This window comes from Aeromonas sp. S11(2024), from assembly GCF_041402345.1.
GTDB lineage: Bacteria > Pseudomonadota > Gammaproteobacteria > Enterobacterales > Aeromonadaceae > Aeromonas > Aeromonas veronii.
Genome location: NZ_JBGLRC010000003.1, coordinates 259,489 through 280,209, shown reverse-complemented (window position 1 = coordinate 280,209; position 20,721 = coordinate 259,489). Strand labels below are relative to the sequence as shown.

The 20,721-nt window shown below is 63.0% G+C and carries 20 protein-coding genes; 13 read left to right on the top strand and 7 right to left on the bottom strand.

The annotated features are described in order from the left end of the window. The first annotated feature begins 68 nt into the window (after positions 1-68). The 6 genes from ACB040_RS04665 to ACB040_RS04640 are packed head-to-tail and all read left to right on the top strand — an operon-like array spanning position 69 to position 5,348. A complete protein-coding gene (locus ACB040_RS04665) occupies positions 69-1,130 on the top strand; it encodes an ABC transporter substrate-binding protein (RefSeq protein ID WP_194495704.1) in 1,062 nt (353 codons plus the stop codon). A 9-nt stretch (positions 1,131-1,139) separates the two neighbouring features. Continuing rightward, positions 1,140-1,973, top strand: coding sequence for an alkaline phosphatase family protein (locus ACB040_RS04660; RefSeq protein ID WP_338773396.1), 834 nt, complete (start codon positions 1,140-1,142; stop codon positions 1,971-1,973). After that, positions 1,973-2,872 (top strand): ABC transporter permease subunit, encoded by a 900-nt coding sequence (locus ACB040_RS04655; protein ID WP_194495684.1) that lies wholly within the window; start codon positions 1,973-1,975, stop codon positions 2,870-2,872. Before ACB040_RS04660 ends, ACB040_RS04655 begins: the two co-directional genes overlap by 1 nt. Continuing rightward, complete coding sequence (locus ACB040_RS04650; protein WP_005355251.1) at positions 2,865-3,641, top strand: ABC transporter permease; 777 nt, start codon at positions 2,865-2,867, stop codon at positions 3,639-3,641. The genes ACB040_RS04655 and ACB040_RS04650 overlap by 8 nt, the downstream gene beginning before the upstream one ends. Before the next feature lie 6 nt (positions 3,642-3,647). Further along, positions 3,648-4,655, top strand: coding sequence for an ABC transporter ATP-binding protein (locus tag ACB040_RS04645; RefSeq protein ID WP_338773399.1), 1,008 nt, complete (start codon positions 3,648-3,650; stop codon positions 4,653-4,655). Positions 4,656-4,694: 39 nt separating this feature from the next. Beyond that, positions 4,695-5,348 carry an HAD family hydrolase gene (locus ACB040_RS04640; protein ID WP_338773401.1) on the top strand — a complete coding sequence of 218 codons (654 nt, stop codon included), beginning with the start codon at positions 4,695-4,697 and terminating at the stop codon, positions 5,346-5,348. Positions 5,349-5,463: 115 nt separating this feature from the next. On the opposite strand, the gene ACB040_RS04635 is transcribed toward ACB040_RS04640, so the two are convergent. Continuing rightward, positions 5,464-7,098 carry a diguanylate cyclase gene (locus ACB040_RS04635; protein WP_338773402.1) on the bottom strand — a complete coding sequence of 545 codons (1,635 nt, stop codon included), beginning with the start codon at positions 7,096-7,098 and terminating at the stop codon, positions 5,464-5,466. Positions 7,099-7,181: 83 nt separating this feature from the next. Here ACB040_RS04635 and ACB040_RS04630 point away from each other — a divergent pair, with 83 nt between their 5' ends. Together ACB040_RS04630 and ACB040_RS04625 are read left to right on the top strand one after the other, a co-directional pair. Further along, positions 7,182-7,622: a DUF2214 family protein gene (locus ACB040_RS04630; protein WP_005355246.1), complete on the top strand. Its 441-nt coding sequence runs from the start codon at positions 7,182-7,184 to the stop codon at positions 7,620-7,622. A 137-nt stretch (positions 7,623-7,759) separates the two neighbouring features. After that, positions 7,760-8,659: a DMT family transporter gene (locus tag ACB040_RS04625; RefSeq protein WP_005356804.1), complete on the top strand. Its 900-nt coding sequence runs from the start codon at positions 7,760-7,762 to the stop codon at positions 8,657-8,659. A 66-nt stretch (positions 8,660-8,725) separates the two neighbouring features. Here ACB040_RS04625 and ACB040_RS04620 read toward each other — a convergent pair whose 3' ends face one another. The 3 genes from ACB040_RS04620 to ACB040_RS04610 all read right to left on the bottom strand — a co-directional run bounded on the left by ACB040_RS04620 (position 8,726) and on the right by ACB040_RS04610 (position 11,060). Beyond that, positions 8,726-9,358, bottom strand: a complete 633-nt coding sequence (locus ACB040_RS04620) for a glutathione S-transferase family protein (protein WP_371153416.1) — start codon at positions 9,356-9,358, stop codon at positions 8,726-8,728. A 106-nt stretch (positions 9,359-9,464) separates the two neighbouring features. Then, positions 9,465-10,733, bottom strand: coding sequence for an O-acetylhomoserine aminocarboxypropyltransferase/cysteine synthase family protein (locus tag ACB040_RS04615; protein WP_371153414.1), 1,269 nt, complete (start codon positions 10,731-10,733; stop codon positions 9,465-9,467). A gap of 150 nt (positions 10,734-10,883) precedes the next feature. Beyond that, positions 10,884-11,060, bottom strand: coding sequence for a hypothetical protein (locus ACB040_RS04610; protein WP_371153412.1), 177 nt, complete (start codon positions 11,058-11,060; stop codon positions 10,884-10,886). A gap of 100 nt (positions 11,061-11,160) precedes the next feature. Here ACB040_RS04610 and sgrR point away from each other — a divergent pair, with 100 nt between their 5' ends. From sgrR to ACB040_RS04590, 4 genes are all read left to right on the top strand, one after another. After that, positions 11,161-12,864, top strand: coding sequence for an HTH-type transcriptional regulator SgrR (gene sgrR / locus ACB040_RS04605; RefSeq protein ID WP_371153410.1), 1,704 nt, complete (start codon positions 11,161-11,163; stop codon positions 12,862-12,864). 145 nt (positions 12,865-13,009) lie between these two features. Continuing rightward, a complete protein-coding gene (katG, locus tag ACB040_RS04600; protein WP_371153408.1) occupies positions 13,010-15,187 on the top strand; it encodes a catalase/peroxidase HPI in 2,178 nt (725 codons plus the stop codon). 267 nt (positions 15,188-15,454) lie between these two features. Further along, positions 15,455-15,850 (top strand): thioesterase family protein, encoded by a 396-nt coding sequence (locus tag ACB040_RS04595; RefSeq protein ID WP_005336457.1) that lies wholly within the window; start codon positions 15,455-15,457, stop codon positions 15,848-15,850. Positions 15,851-15,894: 44 nt separating this feature from the next. Further along, complete coding sequence (locus tag ACB040_RS04590) at positions 15,895-16,596, top strand: hypothetical protein (RefSeq protein WP_371153449.1); 702 nt, start codon at positions 15,895-15,897, stop codon at positions 16,594-16,596. A gap of 36 nt (positions 16,597-16,632) precedes the next feature. On the opposite strand, the gene ACB040_RS04585 is transcribed toward ACB040_RS04590, so the two are convergent. The 3 genes from ACB040_RS04585 to tyrS form a co-directional block, all read right to left on the bottom strand. After that, a complete protein-coding gene (locus ACB040_RS04585; RefSeq protein WP_371153406.1) occupies positions 16,633-17,382 on the bottom strand; it encodes a lipase secretion chaperone in 750 nt (249 codons plus the stop codon). Beyond that, entirely contained in the window at positions 17,379-18,290 is a 912-nt protein-coding gene (locus ACB040_RS04580) for a triacylglycerol lipase (protein ID WP_005355232.1), read from the bottom strand. The genes ACB040_RS04585 and ACB040_RS04580 overlap by 4 nt, the downstream gene beginning before the upstream one ends. 168 nt (positions 18,291-18,458) lie before the next feature. After that, entirely contained in the window at positions 18,459-19,724 is a 1,266-nt protein-coding gene (tyrS, locus tag ACB040_RS04575; RefSeq protein ID WP_371153404.1) for a tyrosine--tRNA ligase, read from the bottom strand. 145 nt (positions 19,725-19,869) lie between these two features. Between tyrS and ACB040_RS04570 the strand changes: the two genes are divergently transcribed. Further along, positions 19,870-20,718: a LuxR C-terminal-related transcriptional regulator gene (locus ACB040_RS04570; RefSeq protein ID WP_371153402.1), complete on the top strand. Its 849-nt coding sequence runs from the start codon at positions 19,870-19,872 to the stop codon at positions 20,716-20,718. Positions 20,719-20,721 lie beyond the last annotated feature (3 nt).

The window sequence follows — 20,721 nt, the reverse complement described above, 5'->3', positions numbered from 1 at the left end:
CCACCGTCACAATTCCCCTCTAGCATCCCTCTCGAACCTTAACTGACCTAGTCCAGAGGGATGGGATGATGAAAAGCGTGATCGCAAGTGCACTGGCCATGGTGGCCATCAGCCAACCGTTGTTTGCCACAAATAGCTATGCAGCCGAAAATATCGCGGATCTCGAAAAGGCCGCCCGTGGCGAAGGCCAGCTCCACAGCATCGGCATGCCCGACAGCTGGGCCAACTGGAAGGATACCTGGCAGCAGCTGGGCAGCATCTACGGCATCAAGCATCAGGATACCGACATGAGCTCGGCGCAGGAGATCGCCAAGTTCGCCGCCGAGAAGGCCAACGCCACCGCCGATATCGGCGACGTGGGTGGTGCCTTCGGTCCGGTTGCGGTCAAGCAGGGGGTCACCCAGCCCTACAAACCCTCCACCTGGGCCGATATTCCCAACTGGGCCAAGGATGCGGACGGTCACTGGATGCTGGCCTATACCGGCACCATCGCCTTCCTGATCAACAAGGATCTGGTCAAGGCCGCCCCCACCAGCTGGCAATCCCTGCTGGGTGGCGACTACAAGGTGACCCTGGGTGATGTGGGTGTCGCCTCCCAGGCCAACAACGGCGTGCTGGCGGCGGCCTATGCCACCGGCGGCAGCGAGAAGAACCTCAAGCCTGCGCTGGAGCTGTTCGGCCAGCTGGCCAAGCAGGGTCGTCTGTCGCTGAATGACCCGACCATCGCCAATATCGAGAAGGGCGAAGTGGAAGTGGGTGTGCTGTGGGACTTCAACGCCCTCAACTACCGCGACCAGATTGACCCCAAGAAGTTTGAGGTAGTGATCCCGAGCGACGGCTCCGTCATCGCCGGTTACACCACCATCATCAACAAGTGGGCCAAGAACCCCAACGCCGCCAAGCTGGCGCGCGAATACATCCTCTCCGATGCCGGTCAAATCAACCTGGCCCGTGGCTATGCCCGCCCCATCCGCAGCAACGTGACCCTGCCGGATGACGTGAAGGCCAAGCTGCTGCCCGCCGAGCAGTATGCCAATGCCAAGCCGGTCAGCGACCATGCCGCCTGGGAGCAGAGCTCCAAAGCCCTGCCGCGCCAGTGGCAAGAAACCGTCATGATCAACATGCAGTAAGGGAATCCAGTGCAACACAAGGTGATAGTGGTACTTGTGGATGGTCTGGCAGCCGAGGTAGCCCACACCATGGGCTACCTCGGTGGCATGGTGGAGGCGAAGCGCGGCTTGTATACGACCCTGAGCTGTGCCCTGCCCTCCCTCTCCCGACCGCTCTACGAGTGCATCCTGACCGGCGTACCGCCAGTAACCAGCGGCATCACACACAACGGGGTGAGTCGCCTCAGTCTGCACGACGCCATCTTCCATCTGGCCCGCGCCGCGGGTAAACGCACCGCAGCGGCGGCCTATTACTGGGTGAGCGAACTCTACAACCGCAGCCCCTGGCTGGCGCTGCGAGATCGTTACACCCATGACGAGCAGTTACCCATCCAGCACGGCTGCTTCTACTGGGATGACAACTACCCCGACAGCCATCTGCTGATGGATGGCGAGTGGCTCAGAACCCAACATGATCCCGACTTTCTGCTGATCCACCCGATGGGGGTGGATGACGCTGGCCACCAGTTTGGCCTCGATTCGCGCCAGTACCGCAATCAGGCGCGCCGGATGGACAGCCTGCTGGCCGATCTGCTGCCCCAGTGGCTGGCAGAGGGGTATCAGGTGGTGATCACCTCGGATCACGGTATGAACAACGACCTGAGCCACGGCGGCACCCTGCCCGAGGAGCGCACCGTGCCGCTCTGGCTGTTTGGCGATGCCTTTATCGAACACTGGCCGGATGGCGTTGTTATCGCCCAGACCCAACTTTGCGCCCTGATGGCCGACTTGCTGGGCGTTCCCCACGATAAACCGGTTGCTCCCCCGCTGCTCAAGGCGGCCTTTATGCGTGAGGTGCACTGATGATGCCCGCCACCACCGAGATCCTGCTGGATCAACCCGTGGTAACCCGGCGCCGGGTGCGCCGTCACTGGCTGCCCGCGCTGGTATTGCTGCCGTTTATCCTGCTGATGATCCTGTTCCAGCTTGCCCCCATGGTGTGGGTGCTGGTGGGCAGCTTTCAGACCCCGGATGGCTGGGGCCTCGACTACTACCTGGAGATATTGAGCTCCCCCTTCTACCTGCAATCGTTCGGCAACTCGTTGCGCATTGCCGGTATCGCCAGTCTGGCGGGGCTTGCCATCGGTACTCTCGGGGCGGCGGCGCTGCGCCACAGCGGCGAGCGAGTCAAGCGGCTGCTGCTGGCCTTCGTCACCATGACCGGCAACTTCAGCGGGGTGCCGCTGGCATTCGCCTTTATCATCATTCTCGGCATCAATGGTGCGGTGACCCTGCTGCTGAAATCATGGGGATTGATCGACGGCTTCAACCTCTACTCGGGTAGCGGCCTTATCCTCATCTACACCTACTTCCAGATCCCGCTCGCCCTGCTGCTGCTCTACCCGGCGTTTGATGCGCTGCAGGATGAGTGGCCGCAAGCGGCCGCGCTGCTCGGCGCGAGCAAGGGGCAGTATGTGTGGCACGTGGCACTGCCGGTGCTGACGCCTGCGCTGCTCGGCACCCTGATCATCCTGTTTGCCAACGCGGTGGGGGCCTATGCCTCCGCCTACGCCCTCACCACCGGCAACTTCAATCTGGTGACCATCCGGGTGGCCAGTCTGGTCTCCGGCGATATCTTCCTCGAGCCCAATATGGCGGCGGCGCTGGCGGTGATCCTGATGGTGCTGCTGGGTGTAGTGACGGCCGCCAACCAGTGGCTGCTGAAAAAGAGCTATGTGAACAAGGGGCAATCCCATGCATGATTTGACGCCGCGCTGGCCCAAGTGGGTGCTGGGTGGGCTGGTCGCCACCCTGCTGCTACCGCTGCTGGCCACGTTTCTCTACTCCATCTCCACCCGCTGGGGGGCGACCCTGCTGCCGGATGGCTTTACCCTCGACTGGTATCTCAAGCTGTGGGGCGATCCGCGCTTTCTGGCGGCGTTTGGCCGCAGCCTCCTGGTCTGCTTCGCTACCCTGCTGCTGGGGACGCTGGTGCTGGTACCGACCGTGCTGGTGGTGGCCTACTACTTCCCAAAGCTGGATCCCTGGATGAACCTGCTGATCCTGCTCCCCTTCGCGGTGCCACCTGTGGTCTCGTCAGTGGGGCTGCTGCAGATCTACGCCGATGGTGTTCTGCCGATTATCGGCACGCCGTGGATCCTGATCGGCACCTGGTTCACCGTGGTGCTCCCCTTTATGTATCGGGCGCTGGCCAACAGCCTGCAAGGGGTACCGCTCAGGGATTTGATGGATGCCGCCCATCTGCTGGGGGCAAGTAGTCGGCGCGCCTTCCTGCTGGTGGTGATCCCCTGCCTGCGCAAGGGATTGCTGGCGGCGCTGTTTCTCTCTCTATCTTTCCTGCTCGGCGAGTTCGTGTTTGCCAACATGCTGGTGGGCACCCGTTACGAGACCCTGCAGGTCTACCTCTACAACATGCGCGCCACTTCTGGCCACTTCACCAGTGCGCTGGTGATGAGCTACTTCCTGCTGACCCTGCTGCTCACCTGGGCGGCCAACAGATTTCATCGGTGATCCAAGATGTTCCATTTAGAAGTCAATCAGTTGCACAAATCCTATGGCGAGACCCCGGTGTTCGAGGGGATCGAATTCGGCATCCGCAAGGGGGAGCTGGTGACCCTGCTCGGCCCCTCCGGCTGCGGCAAGTCCACCTTGCTGAGGGCGCTGGCCGGGCTCACTCCGGTGGATGGCGGTCAGGTGCGGGTGGCCGGTGAAGATATCACCTGGCAGGAACCCCAGAAGCGGGGCATCGGCATGGTGTTCCAGAGCTATGCGCTGTTCCCCAACATGACGGTGTGGGACAACGTCGCCTTCGGCCTCAAGATGAAACCCCAGCCGGGGCGGGAGCTGGCGGCCAGCGTGCAGGAGGCATTGGCGCTGGTGGAGCTGACCGGTTTCGAGCGCCGCTATCCGGCCGAGCTCTCCGGCGGTCAGCGCCAGCGGGTGGCACTGGCCCGGGCTTTGGTGGTGCAGCCGCGGATCCTGCTGCTGGACGAGCCGCTCTCGGCGCTGGATGCCCGCATCCGCCGCAGCCTGCGCCAGCAGATCCGCGAGATCCAGCAGCGCCTTGAGCTCACCACCATCTTCGTGACCCACGATCAGGAGGAGGCGCTCACCATGTCGGATCGGATCTTCCTGATGAACAAGGGATCCATCGTCCAGAGTGGCACGCCGGAGGAGATCTATACCCGTCCCGCCAGCGAGTTTGTGGCGGGTTTTATCGGCAACTACAACCTGCTTGGCGCCGAGCAGGGCAAGTCGCTGTTTGGCCCCCGTTTTCAGGGCAAGCTGGCGCTGCGGCCTGAGTCCATTACCCTGCTGCCCGCAGGGGCGGCCAGCAGCGAGCCCAGCCTGCCCGGCATCATTCGCCAGCAACAGCTGCTCGGCAACGTCATCCGCTATCAGGTGGAGTGCGAGGCGGGGCTGTTGACGGTGGATTGCCTCAACCGTTCGGCTGGCGATCTGCTGGCACCCGGCAGTGCCGTGACCCTGGCGGTGGCCCGGGATCAACTCTGTGAGGTAGCATGACGCCTCGTTTCATTTTCGTTGTTACCGCAAGGAGCTCTCATGGCACTGGCATTGTTTGATCTGGACGAGACCCTGATTGCCGGGGATTCCGCCAGCCTCTGGCTGGAGTACATGGTGGCCGAGGAGCTGGCCCCCGCCAGCATGATTGCGGAGGAGCAGGCCATGATGTCCCTCTACCATCAGGGCAAGATGGATATGCACCAGTACATGGCCTTCACCCTGCAACCGCTGGCGGGCAAGACGCGCCAGTGGCTCGACTCGCTCTCTACCCGCTTTGCCGAGCAGGTGCTGCGCGAGCGCCTCTACCCCGAGGGGTTGGCGCGTATCGAATGGCATCGGGAGCGGGGCGACGACCTGGTGCTCATCTCCGCCTCCGGCGAGCATCTGGTGGCCCCCATGGCGAAGATGCTGGGGATGGATCACTGCGTCGCCATTCTGCTCGATGAGGAGGAGGGGATGCTGACCGGCCAGACCCGCGGCACCCTCAGCTTTCGCGAGGGCAAGGTGGCCCGCATCAACCAGCTCTTTGCCGGCAGAGAGCATCTCTGGCAGGGGAGCTTTGGCTACAGCGACTCCCACAATGATCTGCCCATGCTGCGGGCGGTGAGCCATCCCCATGCGGTCAATCCTGCCCCCGCGCTGCGCCAGCAGGCCGGGGAGCTGGGCTGGCCGGTGTGGGAGTGGCAGCGCTGAGTCGCGCGCCACACTGGCTTAACGTGCGGCAAGAAGCACGATAAACAAAGAGAGAGGCTGGAGCCTCTCTCTTTGTTTTTGCTGACGGCGTTGTGGTTGAGGCTGGCCGCTGGGGCTACCCCTCGTTGGTTTGTTGCCGAGGCTCGCCAAAGGCGGGAATATCCTCCTCGGCACTCTGGTGAGGGGTGTGGCGCAGCGGGAAGCAGATACGGTTTTTCCCCTCCCGCTTGGCCTGATAGACCCCCTTGTCGGCCAGCTCCACCAGCTCTTTGGCCGAGAGCCCGGAGCGGCTGAAGGCCACCCCGCCACTGATGGTGATAGTGAGATCGGGTTCGCGCCACTCCAGCTGCTCCACCCCGAGCCGGAACGCTTCCAGCAGGGAGGGGAGCATCGGCTGCTCTTCGCCGTAACGGAAGATCAGCACCAGCTCCTCGCCGCCATAGCGGCAAAACCAGCCCCACTCGTGGAACAGATTCATGCCCAGCTTGCTCACCCGCTTGAGCACCACATCCCCCGCCTGATGGCCGTGGGTATCGTTGACCCGCTTGAAATCATCCAGATCGAACATCACCACCCCGAAGGGAGCGCCACTGTTGAGCTGCTTCTGCAGGCACTCGTCGAAGAAGCGACGATTGTAGAGCCCGGTGAGCTTGTCCTGATGGGCTTGCAGGCGGATCTGGGCAAAGTCCTGGCTGGCGGCATCCATCTCTTCATAGACCTTGGCCAGCTCCAGCATACGGCGGCCGTTGTAGGCGATACCGCCGGAGCGGCTGGCGCGGATCAGCAGGGTGATCTCCCCCAGCATCCGGCGGAAGTAGCGGGACCAGAGCAGGGCCAGCAGCAGATAGAGAATGCAGGCGACGGCAATCATCAACTGCACGTTGATGGAGACGCTGTCGATCACCTGCTGCATGCTGGCAGTCGGCTCGACGCTGAGCAGGATCCAGCGCTGCTCGGGGATGCGGTAGTAGGAGACCATCAGGCCGCTGGCATCATCGAGGAAAAAGCCCTGCGGCAGTTGCATCCGGGCCAGCCAGTCGGGGTGGGCGAGGGGTTTGAATACCCTTTCGCGATCCTGATGGGCCAGCACCAGTCCGTCATGGTTGAGCAGGATCTGATAGCCAGCCCCCAGAGGGTGAGTCTCATCATGCTTGTTGTTGAGCCAGCTGGTGAGGGGGGTGAGCTGGGTATCCAGCGAGAGTACGCCAACCCGCTTGCCGTCAGGATCTTCAATTACCCGGGCCAGCGCCATGGTGAGGGTGCCCAAGGTGTAGTCGTAATAAGGATCAGTCCAGACAATCTGTCCGGGATGGCTGGCGGCCAGCAGATACCAGGGGCGGGTTCTGGGATCGAACTTCTCGTCGGCCTGCCAGGAGGGGTGGATCAGCATCTTGCGATGCTCGGTGCCCACGTAGACGTAATCGAGCTCCATCACCTTGTGATAGGCCTGCCACTGTTGCAGGTAGCGCTCGCCGTTAAGGATCTCCGGGCCGCTGAAATCCCGATAATTTACCTGCTGATAAATGAGCGTAAACTGGCGTTTGAGGGTCGCCAGATAGGGTTCGATCAGGGTATGGAAATACTGGGTGTTGCGAGCAATCAGGTTCTGTTGCTGCTCGTGGCGCAGGGTGCGCTCCATATGCAGGTAGTAGATGCTGCCGAGCAGCAACACAGGGATAAAGAGCAAGAGGAGGCCCAGCCGCATGCGGGTGATCAAAGACCAAGTGTTCTTGGGCTTGGCGGGGGACATGAACAGATCCTTTTCGTCTCGGGTGACACCAGCATATATGATGCTGTGCGGCTCGTCTAAAGGCAGAAAATGAGATGTTTCCGATGCTGAACCACACTCTGCTCTCAATGATTCATTATGGCAGCATAGCGGTGCTAATCCTTGCCCTCTGTGTCGAGTATCTGATCTTTCGGCGCGGCCTGAACATGCTGCGAGTGCGCCGCCTGCTGCTGGCAGATGGGGTGGCTGCACTGGCGCTCTTCTCCATCTTTGCCACCGGGTGTCTGCTGGCCCTCGAGCATGCCAGCTCGGTGGCAGAGATCTTTGCCCATCCTGCCCACGGCCTCAAGATGGGGCTGTTTCTGCTGATTGTTGGCTCCCTCGTTTATCCCAGCCGCCTCTTCTATCGCTGGCGTCGCGCCCTGCGTCTGGGCAAGGCGCCGATGATCTCCATCCAGCAGCACTTCCGGGTGGTGTGGATCCTGCGGGGCAATCTGCTACTGATTGCCCTGTTGGCCGTGTTCACCAAGCCCTCGCTGCTGTAACACTCGCTGTGCTCAAAAGCAGTGCGATGCAGCGCGTTGAGAGCGAGAGCGAAGACAAAGAGTGGAGACAAGAGGATAGGGAGGCGGGTATCTTGGATCGGATAACCCGTCACGCGCCGATTTAAGGAAGAATCGCCATGCGCTCCAATCTGATGTTGCTGATGGCTGCCACCATCTGGGGTATGGGCTTTGTCGCCCAGCGCCTCGGGATGGATCACATGGGGCCCTATACCTTCAATGGCCTGCGCTTTCTGCTCGGCGCCCTCTCCCTGCTGCCGCTGCTCTGGTGGCTCAAATCCCGACAACCTGTTGCCGTTGCGGGCGACCATCGCCAGCTGCTGATCGGTGGTGTGCTGGCCGGGCTGGTGCTGTTCTGTGCCGCCTCCCTGCAGCAGGTGGGGCTGCTCTATACCACTGCCGCCAAGGCCGGTTTCATCACCGGGCTCTACATCATTCTGGTGCCGGTACTGGGGCTGCTGCTGCGCCACAAGAGTGGTCTCAATACCTGGATCGGCGCCGTCATTGCGCTGGCCGGTCTCTATGTACTGAGCGTCACCGACGAGTTCACCATCGGCTTTGGCGATCTGTTGCAGGTAGTCGGCGCCCTGTTCTGGGCCGTTCACCTGCTGCTGGTGGATCACTATTCCAACCGTGTTGCTCCCATCAAGCTCGCCGGAGTGCAGTTCGTGGTCTGCGGCCTGCTCAGCCTCGCCACCGCTTTTGTTATTGAAACTCCGACTGTTAGCGGCGCTGTGGCCGGTTGGCAGGCGCTGCTCTATGCCGGGCTGGTGTCGGTCGGGGTCGGTTATACCCTGCAGGTGGTGGGGCAGCGGGGTGCTCATCCGGCCCATGCCGCCATCATCCTCAGTCTGGAGACCGTCTTTGCCGCCGTGGGTGGCGTGTTGCTGTTGGGGGAGACGCTGGATGAGCGCGCCATTGCCGGTTGTGCCCTGATGCTGGCGGGGATGCTCATCTCCCAGATCCGGCTGCGCTGGTGGTGGAAGTCGCGCCGGGACAAGGTGCCAGCGACCAAGTAAACCGCAGCCCGCTGCATAACAAAAACGCCCCGACAGTCGGGGCGTTTTGCATGATGGCGACTCGGGTCAGGGGCGCTGATCCAGCTCACGCTCCAGCTCCAGCTCTACCGCCTTCTGACGGGCCGGATGGGTATTGAGGCGCTGCCAGTAGGCTTGCAGATGCGGGAAGTGGGCTAGCTGACCGTTTTGCGCCAGCAGATCCACCAGGAAGGAGTTCATGATGTCGGCGCCGGAGAGGCGATCCCCCACCAGATAGTGGCGATTCGCCAGTACCTCATTGAGGTAGCCCAGCACCTTGGCACACTCCGCCTTGGCGTAGTCCGGCAGGAAGCGCATCGGGCTGCCATCCTTGCGCACGAACATGTCGAGCAGCAGCGGCAGAATGCCCGAGCTCTCGGCAAAGTGGAGCCACTGCAGGTATTCGGGATACTCCGGGCTATCTGGTGCCGGTGCCAGCCGATCGGCAGCATAGCGGGCGATCAGGTACTCGGTGATGGCGCCCGATTCCGCCAGCACCCGGCCGTCGAACTCGATGACTGGCGACTTGCCGAGAGGGTGGATGGCTTTCAGCTCGGGCGGCGCCAGAAAGGTGGCGGCATCGCGCTGATACGCCTTGATCTCATAGGGCTGACCCAGCTCTTCGAGCAGCCAGATGATGCGTTGGGAGCGGGATTTGTTCAGGTGGTGCAGGACTATCATAACGACCTCGATTCGGTGGCAGGATGGGGTATACGAGCAGGCGAGGGGGGCGGTTCACCGATGGCTAAAAAAGAGCGGGCTGATGCCCGCTCCCTTGCTGACTGACTCAGGCCTCCAGCGCCTGATCCAGATCCGCCAGTATGTCCTCGATCGCCTCGATCCCGACCGACAGCCGGATCATCTCCGGTTTCACGCCAGCCTTGGCCTGCTCCTCCTCGCTCAACTGGCGATGGGTGGTGGAGGCTGGGTGGCAGGCCAGCGACTTGGCATCGCCGATGTTGACCAGCCGCTTGAAGATCTTTAGTGCATCGTAGAAGCGCACGCCCGCCTCGTAACCCTCTTTCAGGCCGAACGAGAGGATGGCCGAGGGGCGACCGGCCATGTACTTCTCTGCCAGCAGATAGTGCGGGTGGCCCGGCAGACCGGCGTAGCTGACCCAGGCCACCTTGGGGTGATGCTTGAGGTGATTGGCGACCCGCAGGGCGTTATCCACGTGGCGCTCCATGCGCAGGCTGAGAGTTTCCAGCCCTTGCAGCAGTAGAAAGGCGTTCATCGGCGCCAGCGCCGCGCCGGTATTGCGCAGCGGCACGGTACGCACCCGCCCGATAAAGGCAGCCGGGCCAAAGGCCTCGGTGTAGACCACCCCGTGGTAGGAGGGTTCGGGTTTGGTGAGCTGGGGGAAGCGCTCGGCGTGATCCGCCCAAGGGAATTTGCCCGAGTCGACGATGACGCCACCCAGCGAGTTGCCGTGGCCGCCGACATATTTGGTGAGGCTGTGGACCACGATGTCGGCGTCGTGTTCGATGGGCTTGCAGAGCACCGGGGTGGCGACCGTGTTGTCGACGATGAGCGGCACACCACGGGCGTGGGCTGCCTTGGCCAGCGCGGCCAAATCGACGATGTTGCCCGCCGGGTTGCCGATGCTCTCGCAGTAGACCGCCTTGGTCTTGTCGTCGATCAGGGCGGCGATGGCTTCGGCACTGTCATCTTTGGCGAAGCGCACCTCGACCCCGAAACTCGGCAGCATGTGGGCGAACAAGGTATAGGTGCCGCCATAGAGCTGGGGTGTGGAGACAATGTTGTCACCGGCGGCGGTCAGCGCCTGAATGGCATAGGTGATGGCGGCGGAACCTGCCGAGACCACCAGTGCGGCGATCCCCCCTTCCAGCGCGGCCATCCGCTGCTCCAGCACATCGTTGGTGGGGTTCATGATGCGGGTGTAGATGTTGCCCGGCACCGCCAGATTGAACAGATCCGCCCCGTGCTGGGCGCTCTCGAACTCGTAGGCCACCGTCTGGTAGATGGGCACGGCGACCGCCTTGGTGGTGGGGTCGTTGGAAAAGCCGTGGTGCAGGGCCAGGGTCGCATCTTTCATCACACACTCCTTGTTGGATGTTGCTTATGGCATTTATAGATGGATAGACGTCCAATCTATCAGGCCCGTGGCCGATGTAAACAGCAAGATCCGGCAAAGCAATGTCGCCCGCAGGGGATGCGCGTCCCGAGTGGTTGGCATGGCCCGCATTCAGAGGCGACGGCGATACTCCTTGTCATCGATCTGGTTCATATCCCACTGCATCAGGCGGTTGAGCTGCTGCATGGGATCCTCGATGAGCGCCAATGGGCGCGGCAGGATCCGCTTGAAGTAACGGCGCAGGGTCTGCTGGATCCGGTTCGGTTTGAGGCGATTGGCGTGGCTCATGATGATGCTCCTCTGCTGTGGTTCTCACGTTCATCAGCAGTATTGAGCTAAAATGCGGAAGTAAAAACTGATGGCTTACAGCAACAGGATTTCCTCTTTTATGCCGACCAGTCGCCTCTACCAGCAATTTCAACGACTCGCCCAGCTGCTTGGCAGCGACGAGCGGGAGATCAGCCTCGCCGAGGTGGCGGATCTGCTCTGCTGCACCCCACGCAACGCCCGTCTGCTGCTGCGGCGGATGCAGGATCAGGGCTGGCTCAGCTGGTCGGCGGAAGCGGGGCGGGGGCGGCGCTCCCGACTTACCCTGCTCGATAGTCAGGAGAGCCTGACCCGGCGCCGCTTGCGGGATCTGCTCAGTCAGGGCCAGCTGGCACAGGCGGTGCGGCTGGCCGAGGATCGCCTCGATCTGCTCACTCCGTTGCTGATCGAACAGCTCGGTCAGGCCACCCGCGAAGGGCGCCAGATCCTGCGGGTGCCCTACTATCGCCCGCTGCCGCAGTTGCTGCCCACCGGCCCTATGCGCCGCTCCGAAATTCACCTGAGCCGCCAGATCTTCAACGGCCTCACCCGGCGAAATGAGGAAAATGGGGAAATCGAAGGGGATCTCGCCCACCACTGGGAGTGTCTGGGCCCTTGCCACTGGCGCTTCTACCTGCGCCCGGCGGTGCGTTTTCACCACGGCCGCGAGCTGGTGGTGGAGGATGTGATGGAGAGTCTGCTGGCTTTGCGGGATCGCCCGCTGTTCGCCCATCTGGACCGGCTGGAGAGCCCCTGGCCGCGCACGCTGGATCTCTATCTCGACAGCCCGGATCCCTGGCTGCCTCACCTGCTGGCGGAGCCGGTGGCGACCATTTTGCCACGGGAGCTCAAGGGGGAGGCGGGCTTTGCCCTGCAACCTGTGGGCACTGGCCCTTACCGGGTGGCTGCCAACGATCCCCTGCATCTTTGCCTTGCGGCGTTTGACGACTACTTCGGCCTGCGCGCCCTGCTCGACGAGATCGACATTTGGATGTTGCCGGAGCTGGCAGAGCGGCTGGAGACCCATCTGCAGCTTGGGCGCGACAGCCCTGAGCTCGGTACCATGCGCGGCGAATCGGAGCTGGAGTCGGGCTGCTACTTCCTGCTGCAGGACGATCGTTCCGGATCCTTGCAGGATCCCGCCCTGCGCCAGTGGCTCGGCCAGCTGCTCAATCCGGTGGCTCTGATGGGGCGGGTCGCCCCCGAGTTGCAACGGGGCTGGACCAGCGCCCTCGGCCTGCTGCCCCACTGGCGCGAAGCACTGCCCGCCCCCTTGCCCACACCGGCGCAGTTGCCGACGACCTTGGTGCTTGCCTGCTTCAACCAGCATCTGGAGTTCAACGAGTGCGCCAACGCCATGAGCAGCCTGCTGGCCGAACAGGGGATCCGGCTGGAGGTGCGCACCCTCGATTACGGTCGCTGGGTGAGTGGCGAGGATGAAGACGTGGATCTCTGGCTCGGCACCCTCAACCTCGAGCATGCCGGCCCCTTTGCCCCCTACGCCTGGTTGCAGGGCACTCCGTTGCTGCGCAAGGTGTGGAGCAGTCAGCATGAGCTGTGGCAGGGGTTGATGCAGTGGCGCGCCAGCGGTGAGGTGCCTGGCCCCCGCGCCCTGCTGGCAAGGGTGCAGCAGCAGAGCTGGTTTGTGCCGCTGTTTCACCACTGGCTGGAGCTGGAGAGCCGGGTCGGCGTGCACGGGGTGCGGATGACGGCGCTCGGCTGGTTCGATTTTCGCAGCGCCTGGCTGCGGCCCGAGCCGACCCATCAGCCCGCAGAGGCTCCATAGTTCGTCCAATTTCTGTCGCGGCTGACGGGCGTTCCGTGGCCGCTTGCGTGAAAGATCCGTAAATCGGCCGCTGCTGCACAGTTTGTGTCACGCCTCTGTGCCATGCTGTTTCAGGTTATGGACAGCAGAGCAAATGAGGAAAACGATGAGCAACAATTCAGACAGTTCCGCAGGAAAATGCCCGGTCATGCACGGGGGAACCACCTCCGTCGAGACGTCCAGAATGGAGTGGTGGCCGCAGAGCCTCAACCTCGACATTCTTCACCAACACGATACCAAGACCAATCCGCTGGGGGCCGGTTTCAACTATCGGGAAGCCTTGAAGGGGCTCGATATGGCGGCCCTCAAGCAGGATGTGACCGCCCTGATGACCGACAGTCAGGAGTGGTGGCCCGCCGACTGGGGCCACTACGGCGGCCTGATGATCCGCATGGCCTGGCACTCGGCCGGGACTTACCGCATCGCCGATGGCCGGGGCGGCGGTGGCAGCGGAAACCAGCGTTTCGCCCCCCTCAACTCCTGGCCGGATAACGCCAACCTCGACAAGGCCCGTCGCCTGCTGTGGCCCATCAAGAAGAAGTACGGCAACAAGATCAGCTGGGCCGACCTGATCATTCTGGCGGGCACCGTGGCCTATGAGTCCATGGGGCTCAAGACCTTCGGCTTCGCCTTTGGCCGCGAGGATATCTGGCACCCGGAGAAGGATATCTACTGGGGATCGGAGAAAGAGTGGCTGGCGCCCAGCGGCAAGCCGGGTGGTCGTTATTCCGGCGAGCGGGATCTGGAAAACCCGCTGGCGGCGGTGATGATGGGGCTTATCTACGTCAACCCGGAAGGGGTGGATGGCCAGCCCGATCCGCTGAAAACCGCGCAAGATATGCGAGTCACCTTCGCCCGCATGGCGATGGATGATGAAGAGACGGTAGCGCTGACCGCCGGTGGCCACACCGTCGGCAAGGCTCACGGCAACGGCGATGCCAAACAGCTTGGGCCCGAGCCGGAAGGGGCCAGCCTCGAGGAGCAGGGGCTCGGCTGGATCAATCACCACAGCCGCGGCATCGGCCGCAACACTGTGACCAGCGGCATCGAAGGGGCCTGGACCACCCACCCGACCCAATGGGACAACGGCTACTTCGATCTGCTGTTCAAGTACGACTGGTGGTTGCAAAAATCGCCGGCGGGGGCCCATCAGTGGGAACCGATCAATATCGCTGAAGAGGATATGCCGGTGGATGTGGAGGACCCGTCGATCCGCTGCAAACCCATGATGACGGATGCCGATATGGCGCTCAAATTCGACCCCGAGTACCGCAAGATTGCCGAGCGTTTCCGCGATGATCCGGCGGCCTTCTCCGACGCCTTCGCCCGCGCCTGGTTCAAGCTGACCCACAGGGATATGGGGCCGAAGAGCCGCTATGTCGGCCCCTATGTGCCGACAGAAGATCTGATCTGGCAGGATCCGGTGCCAGCCGGACGTGCCGATTATGACGTGGCGGCGGTGAAGGCCAGGATTGCCGCCAGCGGCCTCTCCATCAGCGAGCGGGTCACTACCGCTTGGGATAGTGCCCGTACCTTCCGTGGCTCCGACAAGCGGGGCGGAGCCAACGGTGCCCGCATCCGGCTGGCGCCGCAGAAGGATTGGCCGGGCAACGAACCGGCGAGGCTGGCGAAGGTGCTGGCGGTCTATGACAAGCTCGCGGCCGAGTGTGGCGTCAGCGTCGCGGATCTCATCGTGCTGGGGGGCAACCTCGCCATCGAGCAGGCTGCCCAGGCAGCCGGGGTGACGGTGAGCGTGCCGTTTGCGCCTGGCCGGGGGGACGCCACTCAGGCTCAGACCGATGTGGCCTCGTTCGAGGTGCTGGAGCCGCTGGCCGACGGCTTCCGCAACTGGCTGAAGCAGGACTATGTGGTGACGGCGGAGGAGTTGCTGCTGGATCGCGCTCAGCTGATGGGGCTCACCGCCTGCGAGATGACGGCGCTGGTCGGCGGGATGCGGGTGCTCGGCACCAACCACGGCGGTACCGGGCACGGGGTCTTTACCGATCGGGTCGGGGTACTCAGCAACGACTTCTTCGTCAACCTGACCGACATGGGCTACCAGTGGCTGCCGAAAGCGAGCAATCTCTACGAGATCCGCGATCGCCGCAGCGGCGCCCTGAAATGGACGGCCACCCGGGTGGATCTGGTGTTCGGCTCCAACTCGGTGTTGCGCGCCTATGCCGAGGTCTATGCCCAGGATGACAACAAGGAGAAGTTTGTCTGTGACTTCATCACCGCCTGGAACAAGGTGATGAATGCGGATCGCTTCGATCTGCTCGGCTAGTCCCCAAGCCGTTTGGTTATCTGCACTAGCCCCGCACACCCAAGATGTGCGGGGCTTTTTACTGCCCGCTTTTTTTGCAGAGCACCAAAACTCGCCGCACTGCGACACCTGCTGGCCGGTATCGCAGGGTCGTGGGCATCCCTGTGCTTGGGCCAGCAGTATCATGTAACATGCTGATCCGCTGGTGATGCCCGGCAGCCACCCCATTGGCCACTGATGTCCAATCAACAGGACAAGGACAGAAACAAAGAGACAAGGAGTCAACTCATGCTGGAAATGCAGATCCAACCCCGCTTTCAGGAGACGGATGCCCTTGGCCATATCAACAATACGGTGCCGGCGGTCTGGTTCGAATCGGCGCGGGATCCCCTGTTCCGGATCTTCTCCCCCGATCTGGATGTGCATAACTGGCACCTGATCATCGCGGGCTATACGGTGCAGTTCAAACGGGAGCTGTTTTACGGCCAGCCGGTCACCATCAAGACCGGCGTACGCCGCATCGGCACCAGCTCCTTTACGGTCTGGCAGGAGGCCTGGCAGGGCGGCGAACTGGCCGTCACCGCCGAAACGACCCTGATCCATTTTGACTACCGGGCCCGCCAATCCCTGCCCCTGAGCGATGCTCACCGGGAAGGTCTGCGGGCCTGGCTGACAGAGAGTTAACCACGGGCCGGATGGCCCATCACAGGAGTGTTATGTACAACTCAATGCGCAACACAGCGATCGCGCTGACCCTGGGATTCTGCTCCCTCCCTTCTCTGGCCGCTTCTCTCGCCGAGCAGTTTACCCTGATGGAGAAGGGGGCCGAGAGCGCCCTCGATACCCGTCAATTCAGCCATGACGGCGTCGATATCAAAGCCTGGATCGATGGCGCCCCCGTCATCATCGCCGTGCCCATCATGAACGAGCTGGGCAAGCTGGAAGGGGAGAGCCGCTACTACTTCAAGGGCGGCAAGCTGTTCGGGGTCAAAGAGCCCGCCGCCCAGTTCGCCTTTGATGACAGCGGCAAGCTGACCCAATGGCTGGACGAGAAGGGCCAGCCCGCCGAGTTCATCAGCAAGATGAGCATGCAGCAGCGTCAGGAGTGGCTCACCAAGCGGGCTGCCGAGCTGAGCAAGCTGTTTGTGGTGAGCGCGGCCGAACAGAAGGCGGCCAAGGGTGGCGTCAAGCTGAAGGGGGCGGATCTCGCTCACTGGCTCTGCAACGGCAAACTGATGGATCTCGCCCATGGCGACAAGGTGATCTTCGAGCAGGACAAGCTGAAGATTGGCGAGCAGGGGATCGAAGGGGAGGTCTCCCTGCGTCAGGAGAAGGGGTGGCAGGAGCTGAGCCTCAAGTGCGAGGTGCAGGGCACTCAGGTAACCCGCCTCACCTGGCAGCCGCTGCCGGGGGCCAACAAGCCGCAATAAGCGTAATAGCAAGGGGGCCCATCACGGGCCCCTTTCTCATTTGGTGTGTGGCTCCCCCAGCTTGAGCCGGGTGAGTGCCTCGACCCGGCGCCACTGGCCGGGCTCGAACCAGCGTGCCAGCAGCTCCTGCTGCTGTTCGGCCCTGGCCTCGTTTGGCAGTTGTCTGAGCTCGGCCAGAAAGCCGCTGAGCTGCTCCTCGAACCCTTGCCGGTTCTGCTCCAGCTGGCGCATCCGATCCACCGCTTCCGGCCCCCCCGTCTCCAGCAGCAGAGCCTCCCGTTTGGCCGGGTCCATCTGCGCCAGCTCTTGCAACTCCTCAAGCAGACGGCTGTTGGCCTCCGCCTCGCGAAACCAGCCCGGTTGCTCCGCCAGCCAGAGATCCAGCTCGCTGGCCAGCTGCGACTTGTCGCTGTCTCTTGCTTCCGCCAGCGCCCTGCGGCGCAGGGTCAACTGCTCCATCAGCCGATCCTCGGCAAACAGCTGGGCCTGCTCGGCCGGGGTAAAGCTCTGCTGGCGCAGCTGCTCCCGCTCGTCAAACAGGATCTGCAAGCTGGCGAGGGAGATCTCGGTGGGCACCGTCAGGCTGCTTTGGGCGGAGACAAAGGTGCGATAGCGCGCCTGCAGGGCATCGGCGGCCTCCTGCTCGGGATCGTGCGGGTGGCTCTGTGCATGCTGGCTGGCTTGAGCAGGGGATGAGTCTGTCGTCGGTGCCGTGGGCCAGAGCAACACCCCGCCAAGCAGCAGGGTGATGGCGCAGGGCACGACGAGCAGGGTGGCTATCTTCATAGTCCCAGCTCCTTGAGTCGGTTGGCATGCTGGCGATAGAGGGTGACCGGATCGGTCTCGAACAGATGGTGGATGCCGAAGGATTGGTTCACTTCGTCCAGATGATTCATCCGGTAGTCGGTGCCGATCACCTTGCCAAGGTGGCTGCTGCAGACCCCGACCAGCCCGTCATTGGGCTCCTTGAAGAAGGCGCCGGTCAGCGCCAGTGCAGGATCCACCGGATCCAGCAGATTGGTCAGGTTGCCGCGTCCGCTCCAGGAGAAGTAGTAGACGCCGTTGGTTGCTTGCATCGGCCCCTCGCCGCAATAGCGGCTGGGCAGCCCCTCCGGGTAGCGCTGGTTGAACTGGCTGGCCCCCTTGCTGGTGAGGGCATCGAGGGCGGCGACCGGATCTTGCGGTAGCTGGCTCCCGCCCGAGAGCAGTGAAATCATGCCGGAGAGGGCGTGGGCCGCGGCGGCAGCCAGCTTCTCGGCGGCGCTGCCGGGGGCGGCATTGGCCCGCACCAGATCGGCAATCTCGGAGCCGTAGTTGACCCCGCCGACGCTGGTGGCGGAGGCGACCAGCTCGGGGGCGACCGAGGCGACATAGCGGATGGTGGGGCCGCCGTGGGAGTGGCCGATCAGGTTGACCTTCTCGGCGCCGGTGGCCGCCAGCAGCAGCTCAACTTGGGCGAGCAGCTGCTCCCCCCGTTGTTCCGAACTGGCGGTGGCCGACACCTGAGCCACGTAGACTTTGGCACCATCCCGGCTCAGGGCCTGCGGAATGCCGTAGAAGTAATCGACCCCGAGCAGCTTGTCGAAGCCGAACAGGCCGTGCACCAGTACTATGGGGTAGCGGGTCTGGGTGTATCCGCTGGCGTGTGCCAGCATGGGCAGGGTGCAGAGCAGCACCAGAAGCCATCTCTTCATCATCAGCATCCTTGTTGAATCGTGAGGAACAGATTGTGTGGCGTACTCCATGTTCGCCGGTGCCAGTATGGTGGCTGCTGACGGGAGAGGCTGTGAGGGGGATCGCAACTCGGGATTCAAAAGGGATTCAGGGGGCGGGCGGGGAGGTTGAACTCCCCGCCCTGCGGCTTATTGCCACTCCACCAGTTGATACTGCTTCTTGCCCCGGCGCAGCAGCAGGTAGCGGCCAAACAGCCGATCAGTGGCGCTCAGCTGATCATCCTGCTTGAGCACACCATTGAGGCTGATGGCGCCCACCGCCAGCAGTTCGCGGGCGATACGCCTGGAGTTCGCCAGACCGCAGCTGACCAGCAGGCTGACCAGATCCGTCTCGCCGCTGACGGTGCTACACGGCATGCCATCCTGCGCCAGCTGGGCCAGATCGCTCTCGCCGAGGCGGGCCACATCGCCGCTAAACAGCAGCTCGCTGATGCGCTGCACCGCAGCCAGCGCCGCCTTGCCGTGTACCAGCTCGGTCAGCTCGTTCGCCAACACCTGCTGGGCCTGCTTGCGCCCCTGCCGCTTCGCGTCTTCCGCCTCCAGTGCATCAATCTCGCTCAGCGACATAAAGCTGTAGTAGCGCAGGAAGCGGTAGACATCCTCATCCGCGGTGCCGAGCCAGAACTGGTAGAAGGCGTAAGGGGAGGTGAGCGCCGGATCGAGCCAGACCGCGCCCCCTTCGGTCTTGCCGAACTTGGTGCCGTCTGCCTTGGTGATGAGGGGCAGGGTCATGCCGTGCACCTGCGCCTGATGGAGGCGACGGGTGAGATCCATGCCGCTGGTGATATTGCCCCACTGGTCGTTGCCGCCAATCTGCAGGGTGCAACCGAGCCGCTGGTGCAGCACCGCAAAGTCGTAGGATTGCAGCAGAGCGTAGGAGAACTCGGTGAACGAGATGCCCTGATCCGGACGGGCCAGCCGCTGGCGCACCGATTCCCGCGCCAGCATGGCATTGACCGAGAAGTGCTTGCCGATATCCCGCAGAAAATCGAGGGCGGACATCTGCCCCATCCAGTCGCCATTGTTGACCAGTTGCGGGGCCGACAGGCCCTCATCGGCGGGCAGCAGCGCCCTGATTTGGGCAGACAGGCTGGCGACCCAACCCTGCACGGTATCGGTACTGTTGAGGCTGCGCTCGGTCGCCTTGAAGCTGGGATCGCCGATAAGGCCGGTTGCTCCGCCCACCAGTGCCACCGGGGTGTGGCCCGCCAGCTGGAAGCGGCGCAGCATCAAGAGCGGCACTAGATGACCGATATGCAGGCTGCCGGCGGTGGGATCGAACCCGCAATAGACGGTGCGCGGGGTGGCAAGATGATCGGCCAGGGCCGCCGGGTCGGAATTCTGGGCCACAAGGCCGCGCTCGGTCAGCTCATCGAGCAGGTGGGGGTTGATCATGTGTGCTCCAACAACAGGGGAAAAGCCGTCATCCTCGCCGTTCTGGCCGGTAGCGGATATGTCCCCTGAGGGACAGTTTTGCCACTCTCGTGCTAACATTCAGCCATAGCGGGAAATCGCTCCCCGTCACCGGAAACGTGCCACCATGACCCAGCCATTCACCACAGATGCCTTGACCCGCAGCATGACCGAGGTGGTCGATGCCCTGCACAACAGCGCCTTTCCGGCGGCGCTGGTGCGGCTGATCCAGCAACAGGTGGCGTTTGATTGCGCGCTGCTGCTCGGTGTGGGACAGCGCCCCGTCTACCTCTACGACAACCTCAACCATCAGCGGGCTCTGCTGTTTGATCGCTACCTCACCAGCCACTTCAGTCAGGATCCCTTTATGCAGGCGCTGGAGCAGGGCTTGCCTGCCGGCGTCTGGACCCTGGCGCAGGTCTCCCAAGGGCGGCTCGATCCCGAATATCGCCACCACTTCTATCAGGCCACCGGCTGGCAGGAAGAGGTGGGACTGATCCTGCCGGTGCGGGACGGACTGACGCTGATGCTGTTTCTGGGGCGACTCGACAAGCGCAGCACCCTCAGCCGTGACGAGCTGGCAAGGCTGGAGCAGCTGTTCCCGCTGGTACATTCGCTCTGTCGTCAGCAGTGGCGGCAGAGCCAGCCGCTGCTGGCCCAGAGCACGGCGCAGCCAGACAGCGCCAGCCTCCGGAGCTCGGTGGAGCAGGCTATGTCGAGTGTCGGGGGCGATAGGCTTACCCGGCGCGAGCGGCAGGTGGCGGAGTTGCTGCTGCAGGGGCTGGATACGGAGGCGATTGCCGCGGAGCTCGGGATTGGCAGCGGCACGGTGAAGAATCACCGCAAGCATCTCTATGGCAAGCTGCGGCTCGGCTCGCGGGCCGAGCTGTTCAATCTCTTTCTGAACCACCTCATTACTGCTCCGGTGGAGGCATCGCAGGCGTCATCGGCGGGAGATAGAGAGAGCCCGCCATAGGGT

Coding starts and splice junctions, on each gene's coding strand:
- ACB040_RS04665 (WP_194495704.1), top strand. CDS start 69: ATGAAAAGCGTGATCGCAAGTGCACTGGCCATGGTGGCCATCAGCCAA.
- ACB040_RS04570 (WP_371153402.1), top strand. CDS start 19,870: ATGACCCAGCCATTCACCACAGATGCCTTGACCCGCAGCATGACCGAG.
- tyrS (WP_371153404.1), bottom strand. CDS start 19,724: ATGATCAACCCCCACCTGCTCGATGAGCTGACCGAGCGCGGCCTTGTG.
- ACB040_RS04590 (WP_371153449.1), top strand. CDS start 15,895: ATGCGCAACACAGCGATCGCGCTGACCCTGGGATTCTGCTCCCTCCCT.
- ACB040_RS04615 (WP_371153414.1), bottom strand. CDS start 10,733: ATGAAAGATGCGACCCTGGCCCTGCACCACGGCTTTTCCAACGACCCC.
- ACB040_RS04650 (WP_005355251.1), top strand. CDS start 2,865: ATGCATGATTTGACGCCGCGCTGGCCCAAGTGGGTGCTGGGTGGGCTG.
- ACB040_RS04640 (WP_338773401.1), top strand. CDS start 4,695: ATGGCACTGGCATTGTTTGATCTGGACGAGACCCTGATTGCCGGGGAT.
- ACB040_RS04585 (WP_371153406.1), bottom strand. CDS start 17,382: ATGAAGATAGCCACCCTGCTCGTCGTGCCCTGCGCCATCACCCTGCTG.
- ACB040_RS04635 (WP_338773402.1), bottom strand. CDS start 7,098: ATGTCCCCCGCCAAGCCCAAGAACACTTGGTCTTTGATCACCCGCATG.
- ACB040_RS04610 (WP_371153412.1), bottom strand. CDS start 11,060: ATGAGCCACGCCAATCGCCTCAAACCGAACCGGATCCAGCAGACCCTG.
- ACB040_RS04580 (WP_005355232.1), bottom strand. CDS start 18,290: ATGAAGAGATGGCTTCTGGTGCTGCTCTGCACCCTGCCCATGCTGGCA.
- katG (WP_371153408.1), top strand. CDS start 13,010: ATGAGCAACAATTCAGACAGTTCCGCAGGAAAATGCCCGGTCATGCAC.
- ACB040_RS04620 (WP_371153416.1), bottom strand. CDS start 9,358: ATGATAGTCCTGCACCACCTGAACAAATCCCGCTCCCAACGCATCATC.
- ACB040_RS04625 (WP_005356804.1), top strand. CDS start 7,760: ATGCGCTCCAATCTGATGTTGCTGATGGCTGCCACCATCTGGGGTATG.
- sgrR (WP_371153410.1), top strand. CDS start 11,161: ATGCCGACCAGTCGCCTCTACCAGCAATTTCAACGACTCGCCCAGCTG.
- ACB040_RS04630 (WP_005355246.1), top strand. CDS start 7,182: ATGCTGAACCACACTCTGCTCTCAATGATTCATTATGGCAGCATAGCG.
- ACB040_RS04645 (WP_338773399.1), top strand. CDS start 3,648: ATGTTCCATTTAGAAGTCAATCAGTTGCACAAATCCTATGGCGAGACC.
- ACB040_RS04595 (WP_005336457.1), top strand. CDS start 15,455: ATGCTGGAAATGCAGATCCAACCCCGCTTTCAGGAGACGGATGCCCTT.
- ACB040_RS04655 (WP_194495684.1), top strand. CDS start 1,973: ATGATGCCCGCCACCACCGAGATCCTGCTGGATCAACCCGTGGTAACC.